The organism is Gluconobacter albidus (assembly GCF_002723915.1).
Taxonomy (GTDB): Bacteria; Pseudomonadota; Alphaproteobacteria; order Acetobacterales; family Acetobacteraceae; genus Gluconobacter; species Gluconobacter albidus.
Window position 1 is genome coordinate 36038 of sequence record NZ_BEWL01000001.1, and the last position, 14988, is coordinate 51025.

The 14988-nt window shown below is 60.3% G+C and carries 16 protein-coding genes and 1 pseudogene; 8 read left to right on the forward strand and 9 right to left on the reverse strand.

Translation table 11 applies throughout. The features are described from left to right. Window positions 1–29: 29 nt before the first annotated feature. Window positions 30–1624 (forward strand): annotated as a pseudogene (locus GAL01_RS00175) (carbohydrate porin). A gap of 148 nt (window positions 1625–1772) precedes the next feature. Continuing rightward, on the forward strand, window positions 1773–2063 hold the full coding sequence (locus tag GAL01_RS00180) for a hypothetical protein (RefSeq protein WP_062030240.1): 291 nt from the start codon (window positions 1773–1775) through the stop codon (window positions 2061–2063). A 4-nt stretch (window positions 2064–2067) separates the two neighbouring features. Here the strand turns inward: GAL01_RS00180 and GAL01_RS00185 are convergent, their stop codons facing one another. From GAL01_RS00185 to GAL01_RS15620, 6 genes are read right to left on the reverse strand one after another with little or no spacing between them, the layout of a single operon-like run. Then, window positions 2068–2883, reverse strand: coding sequence for a tetratricopeptide repeat protein (locus GAL01_RS00185; RefSeq protein WP_062030241.1), 816 nt, complete (start codon window positions 2881–2883; stop codon window positions 2068–2070). Beyond that, the gene (locus tag GAL01_RS00190) at window positions 2880–3836 is read right to left on the reverse strand and encodes an MlaD family protein (RefSeq protein WP_062030242.1); all 957 of its coding nucleotides are present in this window, start codon (window positions 3834–3836) and stop codon (window positions 2880–2882) included. Before GAL01_RS00190 ends, GAL01_RS00185 begins: the two co-directional genes overlap by 4 nt. Beyond that, window positions 3836–4555, reverse strand: coding sequence for a P-loop NTPase family protein (locus tag GAL01_RS00195; RefSeq protein ID WP_062030243.1), 720 nt, complete (start codon window positions 4553–4555; stop codon window positions 3836–3838). The genes GAL01_RS00190 and GAL01_RS00195 overlap by 1 nt, the downstream gene beginning before the upstream one ends. After that, on the reverse strand, window positions 4548–5372 hold the full coding sequence (locus GAL01_RS00200; RefSeq protein WP_062030244.1) for an MlaE family ABC transporter permease: 825 nt from the start codon (window positions 5370–5372) through the stop codon (window positions 4548–4550). Before GAL01_RS00200 ends, GAL01_RS00195 begins: the two co-directional genes overlap by 8 nt. Then, on the reverse strand, window positions 5369–7684 hold the full coding sequence (locus GAL01_RS00205; protein WP_062030246.1) for a cache domain-containing protein: 2316 nt from the start codon (window positions 7682–7684) through the stop codon (window positions 5369–5371). Before GAL01_RS00205 ends, GAL01_RS00200 begins: the two co-directional genes overlap by 4 nt. Before the next feature lie 59 nt (window positions 7685–7743). Next, window positions 7744–7920: a hypothetical protein gene (locus GAL01_RS15620; protein ID WP_156474575.1), complete on the reverse strand. Its 177-nt coding sequence runs from the start codon at window positions 7918–7920 to the stop codon at window positions 7744–7746. Between GAL01_RS15620 and ygfZ the strand changes: the two genes are divergently transcribed. Together ygfZ and hisI are read left to right on the forward strand one after the other, a co-directional pair. Beyond that, window positions 7919–8728 carry a CAF17-like 4Fe-4S cluster assembly/insertion protein YgfZ gene (gene ygfZ, locus GAL01_RS00210; protein ID WP_062030309.1) on the forward strand — a complete coding sequence of 270 codons (810 nt, stop codon included), beginning with the start codon at window positions 7919–7921 and terminating at the stop codon, window positions 8726–8728. The two genes, GAL01_RS15620 and ygfZ, sit on opposite strands and share 2 nt — an antisense overlap. Window positions 8729–8740: 12 nt before the next feature. Next, entirely contained in the window at window positions 8741–9151 is a 411-nt protein-coding gene (gene hisI, locus GAL01_RS00215; protein WP_062030248.1) for a phosphoribosyl-AMP cyclohydrolase, read from the forward strand. Here hisI and GAL01_RS00220 read toward each other — a convergent pair. From GAL01_RS00220 to GAL01_RS00230, 3 genes are read right to left on the reverse strand one after another with little or no spacing between them, the layout of a single operon-like run. Then, complete coding sequence (locus GAL01_RS00220; protein WP_062030250.1) at window positions 9139–9903, reverse strand: ribonuclease T2 family protein; 765 nt, start codon at window positions 9901–9903, stop codon at window positions 9139–9141. The two genes, hisI and GAL01_RS00220, sit on opposite strands and share 13 nt — an antisense overlap. Then, window positions 9900–10775: an S-formylglutathione hydrolase gene (fghA, locus tag GAL01_RS00225; RefSeq protein ID WP_062030252.1), complete on the reverse strand. Its 876-nt coding sequence runs from the start codon at window positions 10773–10775 to the stop codon at window positions 9900–9902. The genes GAL01_RS00220 and fghA overlap by 4 nt, the downstream gene beginning before the upstream one ends. Before the next feature lie 2 nt (window positions 10776–10777). Continuing rightward, a complete protein-coding gene (locus tag GAL01_RS00230) occupies window positions 10778–11893 on the reverse strand; it encodes an S-(hydroxymethyl)glutathione dehydrogenase/class III alcohol dehydrogenase (protein ID WP_062030253.1) in 1116 nt (371 codons plus the stop codon). 183 nt (window positions 11894–12076) lie between these two features. Between GAL01_RS00230 and GAL01_RS00235 the strand changes: the two genes are divergently transcribed. The 4 genes from GAL01_RS00235 to GAL01_RS00250 all read left to right on the forward strand — a co-directional run bounded on the left by GAL01_RS00235 (window position 12077) and on the right by GAL01_RS00250 (window position 14987). Continuing rightward, the gene (locus GAL01_RS00235) at window positions 12077–12952 is read left to right on the forward strand and encodes a bestrophin family protein (RefSeq protein WP_062030254.1); all 876 of its coding nucleotides are present in this window, start codon (window positions 12077–12079) and stop codon (window positions 12950–12952) included. A gap of 87 nt (window positions 12953–13039) precedes the next feature. Continuing rightward, entirely contained in the window at window positions 13040–13627 is a 588-nt protein-coding gene (locus GAL01_RS00240) for a CarD family transcriptional regulator (protein ID WP_062030256.1), read from the forward strand. Window positions 13628–13800: 173 nt separating this feature from the next. Then, window positions 13801–14601 (forward strand): SDR family NAD(P)-dependent oxidoreductase, encoded by an 801-nt coding sequence (locus GAL01_RS00245; protein ID WP_062030257.1) that lies wholly within the window; start codon window positions 13801–13803, stop codon window positions 14599–14601. Between the two features lie 5 nt (window positions 14602–14606). Continuing rightward, complete coding sequence (locus tag GAL01_RS00250; RefSeq protein WP_062030258.1) at window positions 14607–14987, forward strand: response regulator; 381 nt, start codon at window positions 14607–14609, stop codon at window positions 14985–14987. Window position 14988 lies beyond the last annotated feature (1 nt).

The window sequence follows — 14988 nt, forward strand, 5'->3', positions numbered from 1 at the left end:
GCCCATGATCGCAGGAAAGAAAAGCAGACATGTCTCGCCCGCGTTTTTTGAAAATACTCCTGCAGATCAATATCCTTTCAGTATTCACCACACTTCCACTAACCGTTCATGCACAGGGCACGGCGCCAGTGCTTCAGCAGGCTCCGCACCAGCCAATGGTACGCCTGCTGCCGTCAACCTCAGCCGGCGTTTCGCATCCGGCCAGCACAGCACAGCACACAGCCACCGGAAAGTCTCATCCGGCCGCCCCTTCCGCCGACCACCTGGGCGCGATCTTCGATACGGAAAGCATTTCCTCACTCCTCAACCGCAACAACGATGCCCTGCGCCGCAGTGACCTGACGGCCGGTTATTACGTTCCGGCCGAAGCCTTCGGCCATCTCGTGCCCCAGCTTTCGCCTTACCGGAACTGGCTGGCGGAGCGCGGCTTCAGCTTTGAATTCTCCTACAAGGGAGAGTCGATGGCGAATGTCGGGGGCGGCATCAGCAAGGGGATGTCCTACGCCCATGAACTGACCTTCAACACGCGCTGGGATCTCGGGCGACTGCTGGGGCTGGATGGCTGGATCCTGCACGCCGTAATGATGGAACGTGCGGGCCGTCAGATCTCCTACGACCATGTCGGGGAGCATCGCATCCTGCTGAGCGAAGTCTACAGCCTTTCGGGCCATGCCGCCGCGCATCTGGCAGATATCTACGTTGAGAAGTCGTTCTTCAACAACCGCGTCAACATCAATATCGGTCGCATCACGCTGACGCATACCTATGCGACGTCGGTGCTGCTCTGCACGTTCATGGTGCAGTGTTCCGCGCCGCCTGCAATCAAGGCCGATGAAGGCTGGAGCGTCTATCCGAAAGCCACATGGGGCGGCACGCTGCGAATCAAGCCCACCCGCGACCTGACGTTGCGCACCGGCGTCTACAAGGTCGGCCCGTTGACGGAAAATCCGAGCGGCTGGGCCTGGGGCAGTGAAACCTCCACAGGCGTCATGCTTCCCATCGAGCTGACCTGGGAGCCCTTTATCGGTAAAGATAATCTGCCAGGTCATTACAAACTTGGCTTCGGACACGACACCTCCCCCTATGCCGACCGTCTGGGGACAATTCCGGCAATGTTCGCGCATGACGTATTTCACGATGCCAACAAACCCCGGGATACATTTTATATCGAGGCCGACCAGATGGTTTATCGCAAGGGTGGCCAGCATCAGATGGCGGGCGGATACGTTCTTGCGGGCTAATGGCGGGCGGATACGTTCTTGCGGGCTATGTGCACAATACGCCCAGCGTCTCGACATTCTCCGATCAGGTCTATGTTGGGGCCTCGCTTCTGGGTATTATTCCACGCAGACCGTTCGACCGTTTCGGCGTGATGTATTCCTACTACCAGATGAGCCCCGCCATTACGCTGGGGCAGCGCCTGAGACAGCTTGCAGGCATGTCCATGGGCGCGTTCGTCAACGGCCCGCAGACCCATTCCGCCATTCTGGAAGCCTATTACGGTATTCCCATCCATCCCGGCCTCGTGGTGCAGCCTGAGTTCGAATACATGATGCGCCCCGGCGAAACGTCCATCATTCCAAATGCAACACTGATCGGACTCAAGGTTCTTGGAAACCTATAATAATAAATCACAGATAACCGATCTGTTATTTGTGATTTAACAGGAACGTTATCTCCGGATGCCGGAATTACCCGTTCGTGATTTTGGCATAAATATTTATTTACATAACCTCACAGCAGACAAGGATCGCTGACAGAGGATTTTCCAAATGAAAACGTTGCTCGCTTCTTTTCTGGTTCTCGGGTTTCTGGGTGGAACGGCACTCGCACAGGTCCCCAAGGTCGAAAACGCTGCCATCACCGTCCCTTCGGACGGAAAAGCTCCGGTCACACAAATTGCAGACACCAGAAACAGCGAGACCTGCACTCAGGTCTGGGTCAACACGGTGACCCATGTCTATCATGTACAGGGCAGCTTCTGGTACGGCGCCACGGCCCACGGAACCTATATGTGCGAAGACGACGCCAAGCGGGCCGGCAATACCCGCGGCCAGTTCTGAGCGTTCAGGGGGTTTCTGCCGAACCGCTCTCTTCCGCCTTCTTGGCCTCCACCTGCTGGCTGGCGCTTTCCTGCTGCCGCAGGGCTGCGGCCTGACGCGGATGGCCCGCGGCCTCTGCAGCATCGGCTGCCAGCGTGAGCGCACGACGCATCCCGCGATAATCCAGAGCATCCCGACGGCTTTTCACGACCGAGAGTGCTCCGTCAGAGGCGAGTTCGGGCTGGTCTTGCAACAGCTCCAGACGGGCCAGGAGTTCCTGCCGGTCAACGCTCGCGCCATTTTCATGAAAAGCCGCCAGATCGTTTACGCGTTGCGCCAGAACAGCGTCCCGCTTCTGGTCTGCGGCAATCAGGCCGGACAGATACAGAGCTCTTTCGCGAATGCCCATATCAGGGGATTGCAACGCGCGATCCACGGCCTGTGACGCGAACATCATGTCATGCAGTCTGTACAGGGCAGCCGCACGGATCACCGCCAGATCGGACGTATCAGAGACATTGCGCAGGCTTAGCGCGGTCTCGGTTTCGCCAAGGCTCTGGAGGGCCTTCCGGGGCTTGTCCTGTACCAGGAGCACCGTCGCGAGATTGAAGCCGGCTTCATGAATGGCGACGGCATCGTCCCGCATCAACGCACGGTCCATGGCCGTCCGGTACTGTGCCTCGGCCTGAGCCGCCTGACCGATACCGTAGACGGTCTTTCCCGTATCCATGGCGTCCTCATAAGGCTGATCGGGCTTTGCGCCTTTTGTGGCATTGGAAGAAGAGCAACCGTCCAGCGTCAGGACGATCAGAGCCGTACAGGCCAGAAGACCGCGCTTCATGGGCGCACTGCCTGTGCCGGAAGACGATGGGAAGGCTCCTGCTTCGCCCCCCCGCCGCCCAGCAGCCACAGGCCCCGGAGCTGATCCGTCAGCTTGCGCAGACTGCTCGCGCTCGCTTCGGCCTGCGCCAGCAGGGCCGGAAGCTGGGCGGTCGCGGTGTTGGCATGTCCTATGGTCTGCTGGATCTGAGGCATGCTCTGACGCAGACCCGCAGTCGCGGCCCGCGCGTTGTCCATCGTTCCATCCACCTTGGTCATGACTCCCCCGACCTGTTTTTCAATGGGCTTCAGATCCGCAATGACGGTATCGAGATGTGCCAGGGCCGCATTGGCTTTGTCCAGAACGTCATCTTTCACCAGCAGGCCGCCGATCGTGCCCTGCCCCTTGCGCATATCGGTCATCATGTCGTTCACCTGCGCCGTGATGAGCTGGACGTTATTCATCGCCGGCACCAGCTTGCTGCGCAGATCCATGACGGTCTGGGTAATCACATCTGCCGGGTTCGCCTCTACCGTGGCCTGAAGGACCGCATAGTCCCAGTCCAGCGGCTTGCCCTTACCCCGCCCGAGTTCGATGTAACTCGCCCCCGCCACGATCAGGCGATGGCGGATGACGGCCGTACTGTCCTGACGGATGAAATTTGCGAATTGCGGGTCCAGGTCCCCTTCCGCATACATCCGGCCCGTTTCATTAAGCTTGAGGCGCCGGATTTCACCGGCGTGGACGCCCATGACTTCGATATCGTTGCCGATCGCAAGCCCTGCCACGCCGCTTTCGGGTAGAATGAAATGCAGCTTCTTTTCCGGTGTCAGCCACTGACGCAGGAATCCGGCCTCTACGACCGCAACCGCGAACATGACGATCGCAGCAAGGACAAGCAGCCCGACCCATTCATCCGCATAGCGGTTCTGAAAGAGCGGGCGGGCGGTCTCGGTCTGGCGCAGGCGGAACATCAGGAACCTCGCATCGAAAACAGTCCATCATCGTACAGTCTCAGGCGGATCGTGGCATCGGACGCATAATCTCCCCACCCGCTTTCATCCGGAGCCATCCACACCACCGCGCAGCCACGGTCCCGCAGATCGGTCACAAGAGACAGAAACGCATTCATCCGGCTAGCGGAAACCCCTTCCATCGGGTGTTCCAGCAGCAGGAGCGCCGGTTCCCCCAGCATGGCCCGCACACAGGCCGCGCGCTGCCGGTCCATCGCCGACAGGCGTCCCGGTGGCACCACCGGCAGGCCCGGCAGACCCAGCGTGACCGCCAGATGCACGGCCTGTGCCTGAAGTTTTTCGATGGGCGTGCGCGTGTGATGAAGCTGCGGCCACAGGATATTCATATGCGTCCCATACAGGTCCACCCATCCTCCCGTAACCACGATCCGTCCGATCCGTCCCCGCAATGCGTTGGCGCGCCGCTCGTCCAGATCGGCCCAGTCCATGCCCATGCAACGCACATGGCCGTCATCAAGCGGAATAAGACCCACGCACATATCGGCGAACAGTGCCGCCTGCCCCATGTCCCGACACTCGATCAGCGCGCACTCGCCGGGGTTGAGACGCAGATTATAGCGGCTCGACACCAAGCCGCTCTCATCAAACCGTGGACGCGCGTCCACTAATTCGAGCCGGGCTTCCAGCGCATCGGACAGGACGTCGTCGTTTTCAGCCATCGAAACACACGCTGAAAACGACATTGATGACCATGATCGACAGCATTCCGCGTGCAAACCCGCGCGGAAGCATGCTTGCCAGATCGTCTTCGGTGGTCACATCCATGCCCGAGAGGCATGAACAGACGCCCACCGCATAGCCGCTGAAAACGAACTTCGCCGGAATCACGAAATAGTCGATCGGTTTTACGCTCCCCGCGACCTGATCCATGAACGCCCAGATCGGCATCGTGATCGCATCTTCCACGCGGCAGACTGCATAACCCACGACAAGCGCCGTCAGGCTGAAGATGATGCCCAGCGTAAAGCCGCTGATCGTCATGGCGAGACTGCGCGGCACAAGAAACGAAATAAAGGGATCGACCCCCATTCCGGTCATGGCGCGCATCTGACCGCCAGTCGTGAGGGTTCCGAGTTCGGTCAGCATCAACATCCCCGAACGCCCCAACAGGATCACGCCCACCAGAACCGGCGCGATTTCACGCACAAGAACAGTGGACAGGATGGACCCCGTCATCTGTGCCATACCTGCAAAGCCGAGCCAGTAGACAGTCTGCGCCACGATTCCGAAACCTGTCAGCGCCGCCGTCACCAGAGTACTCAGCAGGCCTCCGCCCACAGCCTGATGCAGGGATGCCCAGAATTCGATCCGCACCGTCCGCCGCCATGTCGTCAGGCGGGTCGCCTCCCGCATGATTCCCCAGCCGGCCCCGATCATCATCAGCGTGAAACGCATCTGCGTGCGGGAAAAATATCCCAGATGGACCAGCATGGTCCGGACCATCGTGATCCGGTCGAGATTGCGCAGTCCTTTCATCGGCGGCCAGCCAGAATGAAGCTGCGGGTAATGCCGCTATTGGGAAGGTAGAACATCCCGCGGGCCCGGAAGAGAAAATGCTCCCGCAGGATCAGATAGGCCTGTTCGGACACCTGGATCGTCCCGGCATCCGGTGCGCTCCCGGTCAGGAGTTCGGCCCCGTTGAGCGCATCGCCCCAGATGTTGAAGACGGAGGGCGCCTCGCCCAGTTCGGAGGCCATGACAGATCCCACATCCATCCCGATCCGGAACACGGGGTCCAGATCCGCCGCCGCCAGAGACGACAGGCAGGCCTCACGGATCGACACCGCCGCATCCGCAAGACGCACGGCGGCAGACGGGTCCGGCGTCTGCGAGCAGCCGCCCACGAGAACGAGCCTGTTGCTTACCACCTGCACGGAGAACAGCCCGCTGTCGCGGGCGATTTTCTGGATTTCAATACTGAGCGTGCGGATAACGGTCATGGCGCGCGTGATGCTGTCGCGATCCGGCGCGTAAGGGTCTACGAAGGAAATGACCATGACCGGAACCTGCGGGTAGAACCCGGCCGCAACCGGCTCTTCCGCCGTGGGCGACGGCTCCAGCAGGAAGCCTTCGCCAAAGCGCGTCTCGTATTTCTCGGCCGCGACCGCAAAGCCGGACGTGCCGTCGGCCGCCGCATCGAAAGGCTTGGCAAAGCGCAGGGCGACCACGGAGCCGACAATGGCAATGATATGCTCCATCGTCTCCGGCTGCCCCGGATCTTCCAGAACAATGGCGCCGACCGTCCGGTGAGCATTGCGGACCGGCTGGAACAGCAGTGTGCTGGCGCCCACGGCCCGCATGATGACGCGCTGGAAGTTCTGCGTCCGCTCGTCCTGCGAGGCATCCGCGATCGACAGTGTATGTCCTTCGTCCAGAGCCTCGAACAGCTTGCCGTTTTCGCGGCGGCTGATTTCGATGCCCGTGCTGTGAACATCGCGCGATGGATCGAACGCATCCTCACACAACAGACGGTCGCCATCCGGCAGCAGCCGCCACAGGCTGGCGCGACGCGCGCTGGTCCGCGCGGTCAGGGCTTCCGTCAGGATCGGCACTTCATGAGCGGGATCGAACAGATCCGGCGTGCTGGCGATTTCCAGTAGTGAGGCATTTTCCGCCCTGATCTGCTCCCGGCCCCGCTGGATCCGCTTTCGCAGACGCTCCACATGCCGCCCCTGCGCCACCAGCGCAAACGCCAGAACGGAAGCCAGCATGACGATCAGCAGTGAAAACCCGATATTCTGTCGCCGCGCCGTCTGCGCGAAATCGGCGAAATCACTTTCGGGTGCATTCAGCAGCAGAACCCACTGCCGGTGTACGAACGGCAGTTCAGAGGCAATCGTAACGTAGTTCTTCCCCCGCGCATGCACCACGCCCGTTCCCGGCCCTTCGATGCGATACCGGTTGAGCGCCTGCGTGAAGACCGGCTGTGTCTTGGGATCAAGGAAGACATTCCCCGGATCGAAAGTCTTGGGGTCCTGTCCGGGGGCCAGATTATGCCCGGCGATGATCCGGCCATGCATGTCCACGATCACGGCCTGCCCGCTGCGCCCGACCTGAAGCTTGTTCAGAAACGACGTGAGCTGATTCAGCGAGACATTGATTGCAAAGACCGATTTGTGCCCGTCATGCCCGTCATAGGCGAGCGACGCCGTAATGATGAACTGACGCGTGGAAACAAAGGCGTAAGGATCCGTCCAGTGAAGCTGACGGCCCGGATCGTTCTGATGCTTGACGGCCTTGGCGAACCATGGACGCACCACAACATTGTAGCCGTCAGCCGGGTCCGCCGCCTCTCCCGTAATATTGCCGTCACGATCCGTATAGACGTGGTGATAGACCTGTTTGCCATCGTCGGTCTGGAAATGGGTCTGCTCGAAACCGTCCTTTCCATGCCGCGTGATCATCCAGAACTGCCCCTGATCGTTCGCAATATAGAAGCTGTCCACCTGAGGCGCATGGGCCAGAATGGAGCGTCCGTAGAGCATGAACGTAGAAGGGGTAGTATTCGTCAGCGGATCGCGGAACATGTCCCGCGCGATCATGGCGCCGACGGAGGCCGGAGCCAGATAGTCGCTCACTTCCTGCGTCACATAGCGCTGCTGGCTGCGCAGAAGATCGTTGGACAGCGCAATCGCGCCCCTGCGGGTCGTCTGGTAATTGTGAAGACTGATGCCCGTGATCGCGGCAATGACCAGCAGAACGCCCACGAACGGCCCCAGGATCTGAAAGATCCGGCGACGATCACTGGCGGGGCTCTGCGTCGGGTCCACGATTTCTGCGGCTGACAAGGTCTTTCCTCTCCGGACAGGCACGGGGTCGCGGAACAGGACCATACTGCCGCGATGGGTCAATATCCTCCGAGTATTGCGAGACTGCAACCCGCCGTCACGGACTGAAACAGCCCCATTCCCGAAAATACCCTCACTTTCCCGAACTGGCGGTTTACAGGGTTCGTCGTTATGGTCAGACGTTTTTCCGGCAGGATGGTTTTGCTGGAAGCTGTCGGAACTGCGGTCTGTCCCATGAATCACTCTCTATCCCACCGCGCCGTCCTGTCCTTCACAGGGGCGGACCGGACCAGCTTTCTTCAGGGCCTCATCACCAATGACGCCCACGCCCTCACGCCCGCGACCTCTGTCTGGAGTGCGCTTCTGACGCCGCAGGGCCGCTGGCTGAGCGAATTTTTTCTTTATGACGCATCCGACCGCATTCTGATGGATTGTGCGGACGACCATGCCGACATGCTCGTCAAACGCCTCTCCCGCTTCCGTCTCCGCGCGGACGTGCAGATCGAAAAAACAGATCTGCACGTGGTCACTGGCGCAGAGAACCGACCCTTTCCAGTCGATGCGATCACGCATGCCCCGGACCCGCGCTATGATGGCGCGGGCTGGCGGGCCATCGTCACCGGAACCGGGCAAGGCGGTGAAACACCTGTCGAATTTCTGGAGCGCCGCCTCACGATGGGCCTGCCGGACGTGATGGATTTCGAAAGCGAGCAGACACTGGCGCTTGAAGCGGACATGGACCTTCTGAACGGCGTCTCATGGAAAAAAGGCTGCTACATGGGGCAGGAACTGACCGCCCGCACCCATTACCGTGGCCTTGTCAAACGTCGCCTGTTGCCCGTTGTCCTGTCGGACGGAACGTTTTCCGATGAAGGCGGAACGATCATCGCGGGAGAGCGCGAGGTTGGAGACATCCGCTCGCGCAGCGGCAACCGGGCGCTCGCTATGCTGCGGCGGGACGCATGGTCGTCCCCCGAACTGACCTGCAACGGACAACCGCTTTCTGTCGTCTGGCCCGCCTGGTTCTCACCGGAAATGCGTTGAGGAGATGCGTTCGTGACCTATATTGCCCCTGCCCCGTCCACTGTCGATGACATCATCGCTCAAGTGAAATTCGATGCGAACGGCCTGATTTCAGCCCTTGCGCAGGCGCCGGACGGCGTGGTGCTGATGCTCGCCTGGATGAACGCGGACGCCCTGCGCGAGACGCTTCTGACCGGTCGTGTCTGTTACTGGTCCCGCAGCCGCCAGAAGCTCTGGCGCAAGGGCGAGACTTCGGGCCAGCAGCAGAAACTGATCGAAGCGCGGCTCGACTGTGACATGGACGCCGTTCTCATGATCGTCGATCAGACCGGCGTGGCCTGTCACACCGGTCGCCGGAGCTGTTTCTATCACGGCGTCACGCCGGACGGGCTGCGTGACACGTCGCAGCCCGAAATCAGCGCCGAAGAGCTTTACGGCCGCTGAGCAGCCTGACCGGACAGGGTCCAGCCCGGCACGAGGAACGTGGCCGGGCAGCCATTCTGGTCGTCTGGTGAAGACAGATAAGCGCCCTCATAAGGGAAGCGCGACAGCTTCTTCGGGTCCAGCGTGAACCAGAGCTGCGTCAGGACCATCTGTCCATTATGCGCGGGCTCGCAGCGGACCTGAAGAGCGCGGCTGTCCCGAACATTCATCAGACGCGCGAAAGTGGCCAGCATGTCATCTCGGTTGACCTGAAAGCCCACCTGCTGCGACAGCCACAGTCCGAATGCCGACGCCGCAAGCCGGTCCCGCATCTGCATGGACGTGACGAAAAAATGGTCTGCATCATAGCCGAAGCAACGGGCATGTTTGGTGTATTCATGCACATAAAGCGGCTTTTTCAGATGTGGCACGACGCCCCGCAGTGCCTCCACCGTCGTTGGCAGAAGCTGCGGCGGGGTGTCGTTATGGTCATAGAGATCGCAACCCTTCGACCACCATTCCTGCACCGGCACACCCTGCGCTTCCAGACTGTGCGGTTCTGAAGCCCACAGCCCGTGCAGACCGATCGAGATCCGATGCGTCTGGTCCCACTCGCACCCGCCGCCGGTAGCGCAGAACCCCGGCTGCCAGGTCAGAGCCAGAGTATCGTGCCGGAAATCGGTATGGGCCGTGGGCGTGAGCGAAGGCCCCGTCGGAACCTGCGAGACGCAGCCTCCCAGCAGGAAAAGAGCAACAAGAACGGAACGCTTCACGCGGATAGCCCCCTGGCATGATGGGTCAGATGGTCCGCAATGAAACTCTGCACGAACCAGTAGGAATGGTCATAGGCGGCATGGCGACGCAGTTCGAGAGCCTGTTTGCCCTCCTTCGCGGCCCCCTCCAGAGCGTCGGGGCACAGATCCGCCAGATACTGGTCCATCAGCCCCTGATCAACGAGGATAGTGGAAGGGTGTGTGTGCCCTGACCGCAGAAGAAGCGTGGGATCGCAGCTCTGCCATTTCGCCGGATCGCCGCCGAAATACGCATCGAACGCCTTCTGGCCCCACGGAATGGTGCTCGGATGGCAGATCGGTGCGAAGGCCGAAACCGTCTTCCAGCGACCGGGATATTTCAGCGCCTGAATCAGCGCGCCCATACCTCCCATTGAATGCCCCATGATGCCGCGTCGGGTGCCATCCAGTGCATAAAGCCGCTCGGTCAGCGCGGGCAGTTCCTCCCCGATATAGGTTTCCATACGATAGTGACGGCTCCACGGAGCGGACGTGGCGTCGATATAAAACCCTGCCCCCGACCCCAGATCGTAGACATCATCCTCACCTTCGATCCCCGTATGGCGTGGGGAGGTGTCGGGAGCGACCAGCGCGATGCCGTGTTCGGCGGCAAAACGCAGGGCATTAGCCTTGATGAGGAACGTCTCCTGCGTGGCCGTCAGTCCGGCGAGCACATGAATGACTGGAACTTTCTGCCCCGCCAGCGCCTCTTTCGGTAGAAATACTCCAAACGTTGCAGGCACGCCGAGCGCATCCGAATGATGCCGCACGAACCGCAGGGAGCCGTCGAAACAGGCGTGATGCGCCAGAACCTCGAGACCCGGAACGTCGCCCGACGCTTCAACATCCGACATGCTCAGTACTCCACGACGGTACGAATACTCTCGCCCCGGCTCATCATGTCGAAGCCCAGATTGATGTCCGCCAGCTTCAGCTTGTGCGTGATGAGGGAGTCGATGTTGATCCGGCCGTCCATGTACCAGTCCACGATTTTCGGCACATCGGTCCGCCCGCGTGCACCACCAAAGGCCGAGCCGATCCAGCGGCGTCCCGTCACGAGCTGGAACGGCCGCGTGCTGATTTCCTGTCCGGCACCGGCGACACCAATGACGCACGACACGCCCCAGCCGCGATGCGCGCTCTCCAGCGCCTGACGCATCAGGGTCGGATTGCCGACACACTCGAACGTGTAGTCCAGACCACCGCCCGTCATCTCAATCAGATGTCCGACGAGATCGGCGTTCGGACCCAGTTCTTTCGGGTTCACGAAGTCCGTCATGCCGAACTGGCGCGCAATCGCCTCGCGCTCGGGGTTGATGTCAATGCCGATGATCCGGTTCGCCCCGACCATTTTGGCACCCTGAATGACATTGAGCCCGATGCCACCGAGTCCGAAAACGCCAACCGTCGCTCCGGCCTCGACCTGAGCCGTAAACAGCACGGCCCCGATACCCGTCGTCACGCCGCATCCGATGTAACAGACCTTGTCGAATGGCGCGTCAGAACGGATTTTCGCCAGTGCAATCTCCGGTAGCACCGTAAAATTCGCGAAGGTCGAGCAGCCCATATAGTGATGGATCGGCTGTCCCTTGTAAGAGAAACGAGAGGTGCCATCCGGCATCAGCCCCTTACCCTGCGTACTGCGAATGGCCGTACACAGATTGGTCTTGCGCGACAGGCAGGACGGACATTCCCGGCACTCGGGCGTATAGAGCGGAATGACATGATCGCCGGGCTTGAGATGCTTCACCCCGGCCCCGACCTCCCGAACGATGCCCGCTCCTTCATGGCCCAGAATGGCCGGGAACAGACCTTCAGGGTCCTGACCGGACAGCGTGTATTTGTCGGTATGGCATAGCCCTGTGGCCATAATCTCGACCAGAACTTCCCCGTCGCGTGGGCCTTCAAGCTGAACCGTATCGATTTCCAGCGGCCGACCGGCCTCAAACGCAATAGCTGCGGTCACGTCCATAACATCACTCTCCTCTGAAGCAGTGGAGACAGGGTGTCGTATCGGAAGGCATGGCGGCAAGAGGTGCGGCTGCAAAAGAAAGTAAAAAGACAGACACCCTTTGCTGTTGGCCGGACAGACTGTTCGCCGCTACGCTCACCATGGACTTGTCTGCGTATTCCGCCCATCCGAGGAGACAGCCGTTTGATCGTCAACCGTCCACATGGACTGGCCATTCTTTTCCGGGAATCCCTTCCCCCGCTGTTCATCCTGACGCTGTGGGATTTCGTGGTGGTCATCCTGTTCCAGATCTATCATCAGGACTGGATGGAGCAGCCCTCCCTGCCGATTTCCCTGATGGGTACGGCGCTGGCCATCTTCCTGAGCATGCGCAACAACGCCGCCTATAACCGCTGGTGGGAAGGCCGCACCCTGTGGGGCGCGATCACCAACAACTGCCGCTCCTTCGGTCGTGAAGCCGCAACGCTACTGGGAGGACGCCCGGACCTGGCCCGCGCCATGGCCGCGTATCCGCACGTTCTGCGCGCCGCCCTCAGAGGCGACCCGCCCAATGAGGACACCAAGCGCCTCCTGTCACCCGAATTGTACGAGAAGGTCTTTTCCTGCTCGAACACCGCCAACATGCTGCTCTACCAGATCGGCCTTGGCGTGCGGGATGAAGTGGAGCTCAAGGGAATCGACGGCGCTGTTCACGGCACGGTGGACCGCATCCTGTCCGATATCGCCAACGCGCAGGGCGGCCTTGAGCGCATCAAGAACACGCCCCTGCCCGCGCAGTATTCCATGCTGCCCGAAATCGCGACGCATCTGTTCTGCATCATCCTGCCGCTCTCCGCCGTACAGACCCTCGGCTGGATCACGCCGCTGGGCTCAAGCATCATCGGCATGCTGTTCCAGATGCTCGACCGCAGCGGCCGTGACCTTCAGGAGCCATTTATAAAGAGTGTTCACGCCCTGCCCATGCTCACCATGGCGCGCACGATCGAGCGCGACCTGCTCCAGCCAATCGGCGATACACCGCCCCCGGCCATTCAGGCCAGCAACGGCGTCCAACCCTGAGACGGCAGTAAAAAGCACTCCGGGAACGAAAATACCTCTTGCGATCAGACAAGACAGCAAGGGGTTTTTCTGCTATGAACTGGGCCTATGAACACGTTCAAAAGCCCCCAGAAGGGCGGCATGACCGATGAAATGGCTCGTGTCGCAGCCAACAACACGGCCCGCCAGACCGATCCCGAGCAGGATGCTGACCCTTTCCACGAAGGTGACTCCATTGTCTACGCCGCTCATGGCGTTGGACGCGTGGAAAAGATCGGTATGGTCGAAGTCGCCGATACCGTGATCGAGATGATCCAGATCTCTTTCCCCGGCAACCAGATGATGCTGCGGATCCCCCTCGCCAAGGCCCGCAAGGCCGGTCTGCGCAAGATCGTTACGCGCGATATCGTCGACAAGGCGATGACCGTCATCAAGGGCAAGCCGCATGTCAGTAAGGGCATGTGGGCCCGTCGCGCCGTGGCCTATCAGGAAAAGATCAACTCCGGTGACCTGATCCAGATTGCCGAAGTGCTGCGTGACCTGCGCCGCAATGTTGACAGCCTCGATGGCAGTTTCTCGGAGCGCAAACTGTTCGAAGCTGCGCAGGAGCGCTTCGTGGCCGAGGTTGCGGTTCTGGAAAACGTCGATCCGGCGCAGGTTCTGGAAAATCTGACCAAGACGATGAAGGCCGCCTGAAAAGCGGCCTGGGATGCGGTTTGAAAAGCCTGCATTTCTTCAATATGGATCAGGATGTGGTTTTCTTCGCATCCCGGACGGGGTTTCTCGCGTTGGCGACACGAGAAACCTTTTCCGTGATGTGTTTTCAGTCACGGTTTCAAACCTGCATTCCAAAGGAGAGGTGAGGCCATATGCCTGCCCCTTACAAAGACCGTTTCGCCGGCAAGAAAGTCCTCGTCACCGGGGCATCCCAGGGAATTGGCGAGGCCACCGCGCTTCGTTTTGCCGAAGAAGGCGCGCAGGTCGCCCTCAACGGCCGCAAGGAAGACAAGCTGATCGCCGTCCGCGACAAGCTGCCCAAGGTTTCTGGCGGAGAACACCCGATCGCCACGGGTGACATTTCCAAGGAAGACGACGTCAAACGCCTGGTCGCCGACAGCATCAAGGCCATGGGTGGTCTGGACGTTCTGGTCTGCAACGCAGGCTATCAGATCCCGTCTCCTTCCGAAGACATCAAGCTCGAAGATTTTGAAGGTGTGATGGCGGTCAACGTCACAGGTGTGATGCTGCCGTGCCGCGAAGTCATCCGCTACTGGCTGGAAAATGGCATCGAGGGCGCGATCATCGTGAACTCCTCCGTTCACCAGATCATCCCCAAACCGCATTATCTTGGCTATTCTGCCTCCAAAGGTGCTGTTGGCAACATCGTCCGGACGCTGGCGCTGGAATATGCCGGTCGTGGTATCCGGGTGAATGCTGTGGCACCAGGCGCCATCGTAACGCCGATCAACATGTCGTGGATCAACGATCCGAAGCAGTACAAGGCCGTTTCAAGCCATATCCCGATGAAGCGTCCCGGTGAAAGCCGCGAAATCGCGGATGCCATCACCTTCCTTGCCGCCGAGGACAGCACCTACATCACGGGCCAGACCCTGTATGTTGACGGTGGCCTGACCCTCTACGGCGACTTTGAAAAGAACTGGTCCTCGTAATCCAGATGCCTTCTTCCCTGACCGTCCTGCTGATCGAAGACGATTTCCTCATCCGGACCTGTCTGGCGGAATTCCTGCTGGACAACGGCCTGACAATCAGGGAAGCGGATCATTGTGCCGAGGCGCGCGCCATCATCGACGCGGAGCCGAAGCTCGATGCCCTTGTGGCTGACATGACCCTTCCGGACGGGGACGGCATGACCCTTGTCCATCCGGCCCGCCAACGCTGGCCGGACCTTCCGGTCATTTATATCAGCGGCCATGGAGATCTGCGCCGGGGCGAAACCTCCGGTGACCCGGCCCGGGACCGTTTCATCTCAAAGCCTTATACGCTAGCCAGTATTCTGGAGGCTCTTGAGGACATGACATCAGCGGCCTCGGACTAGG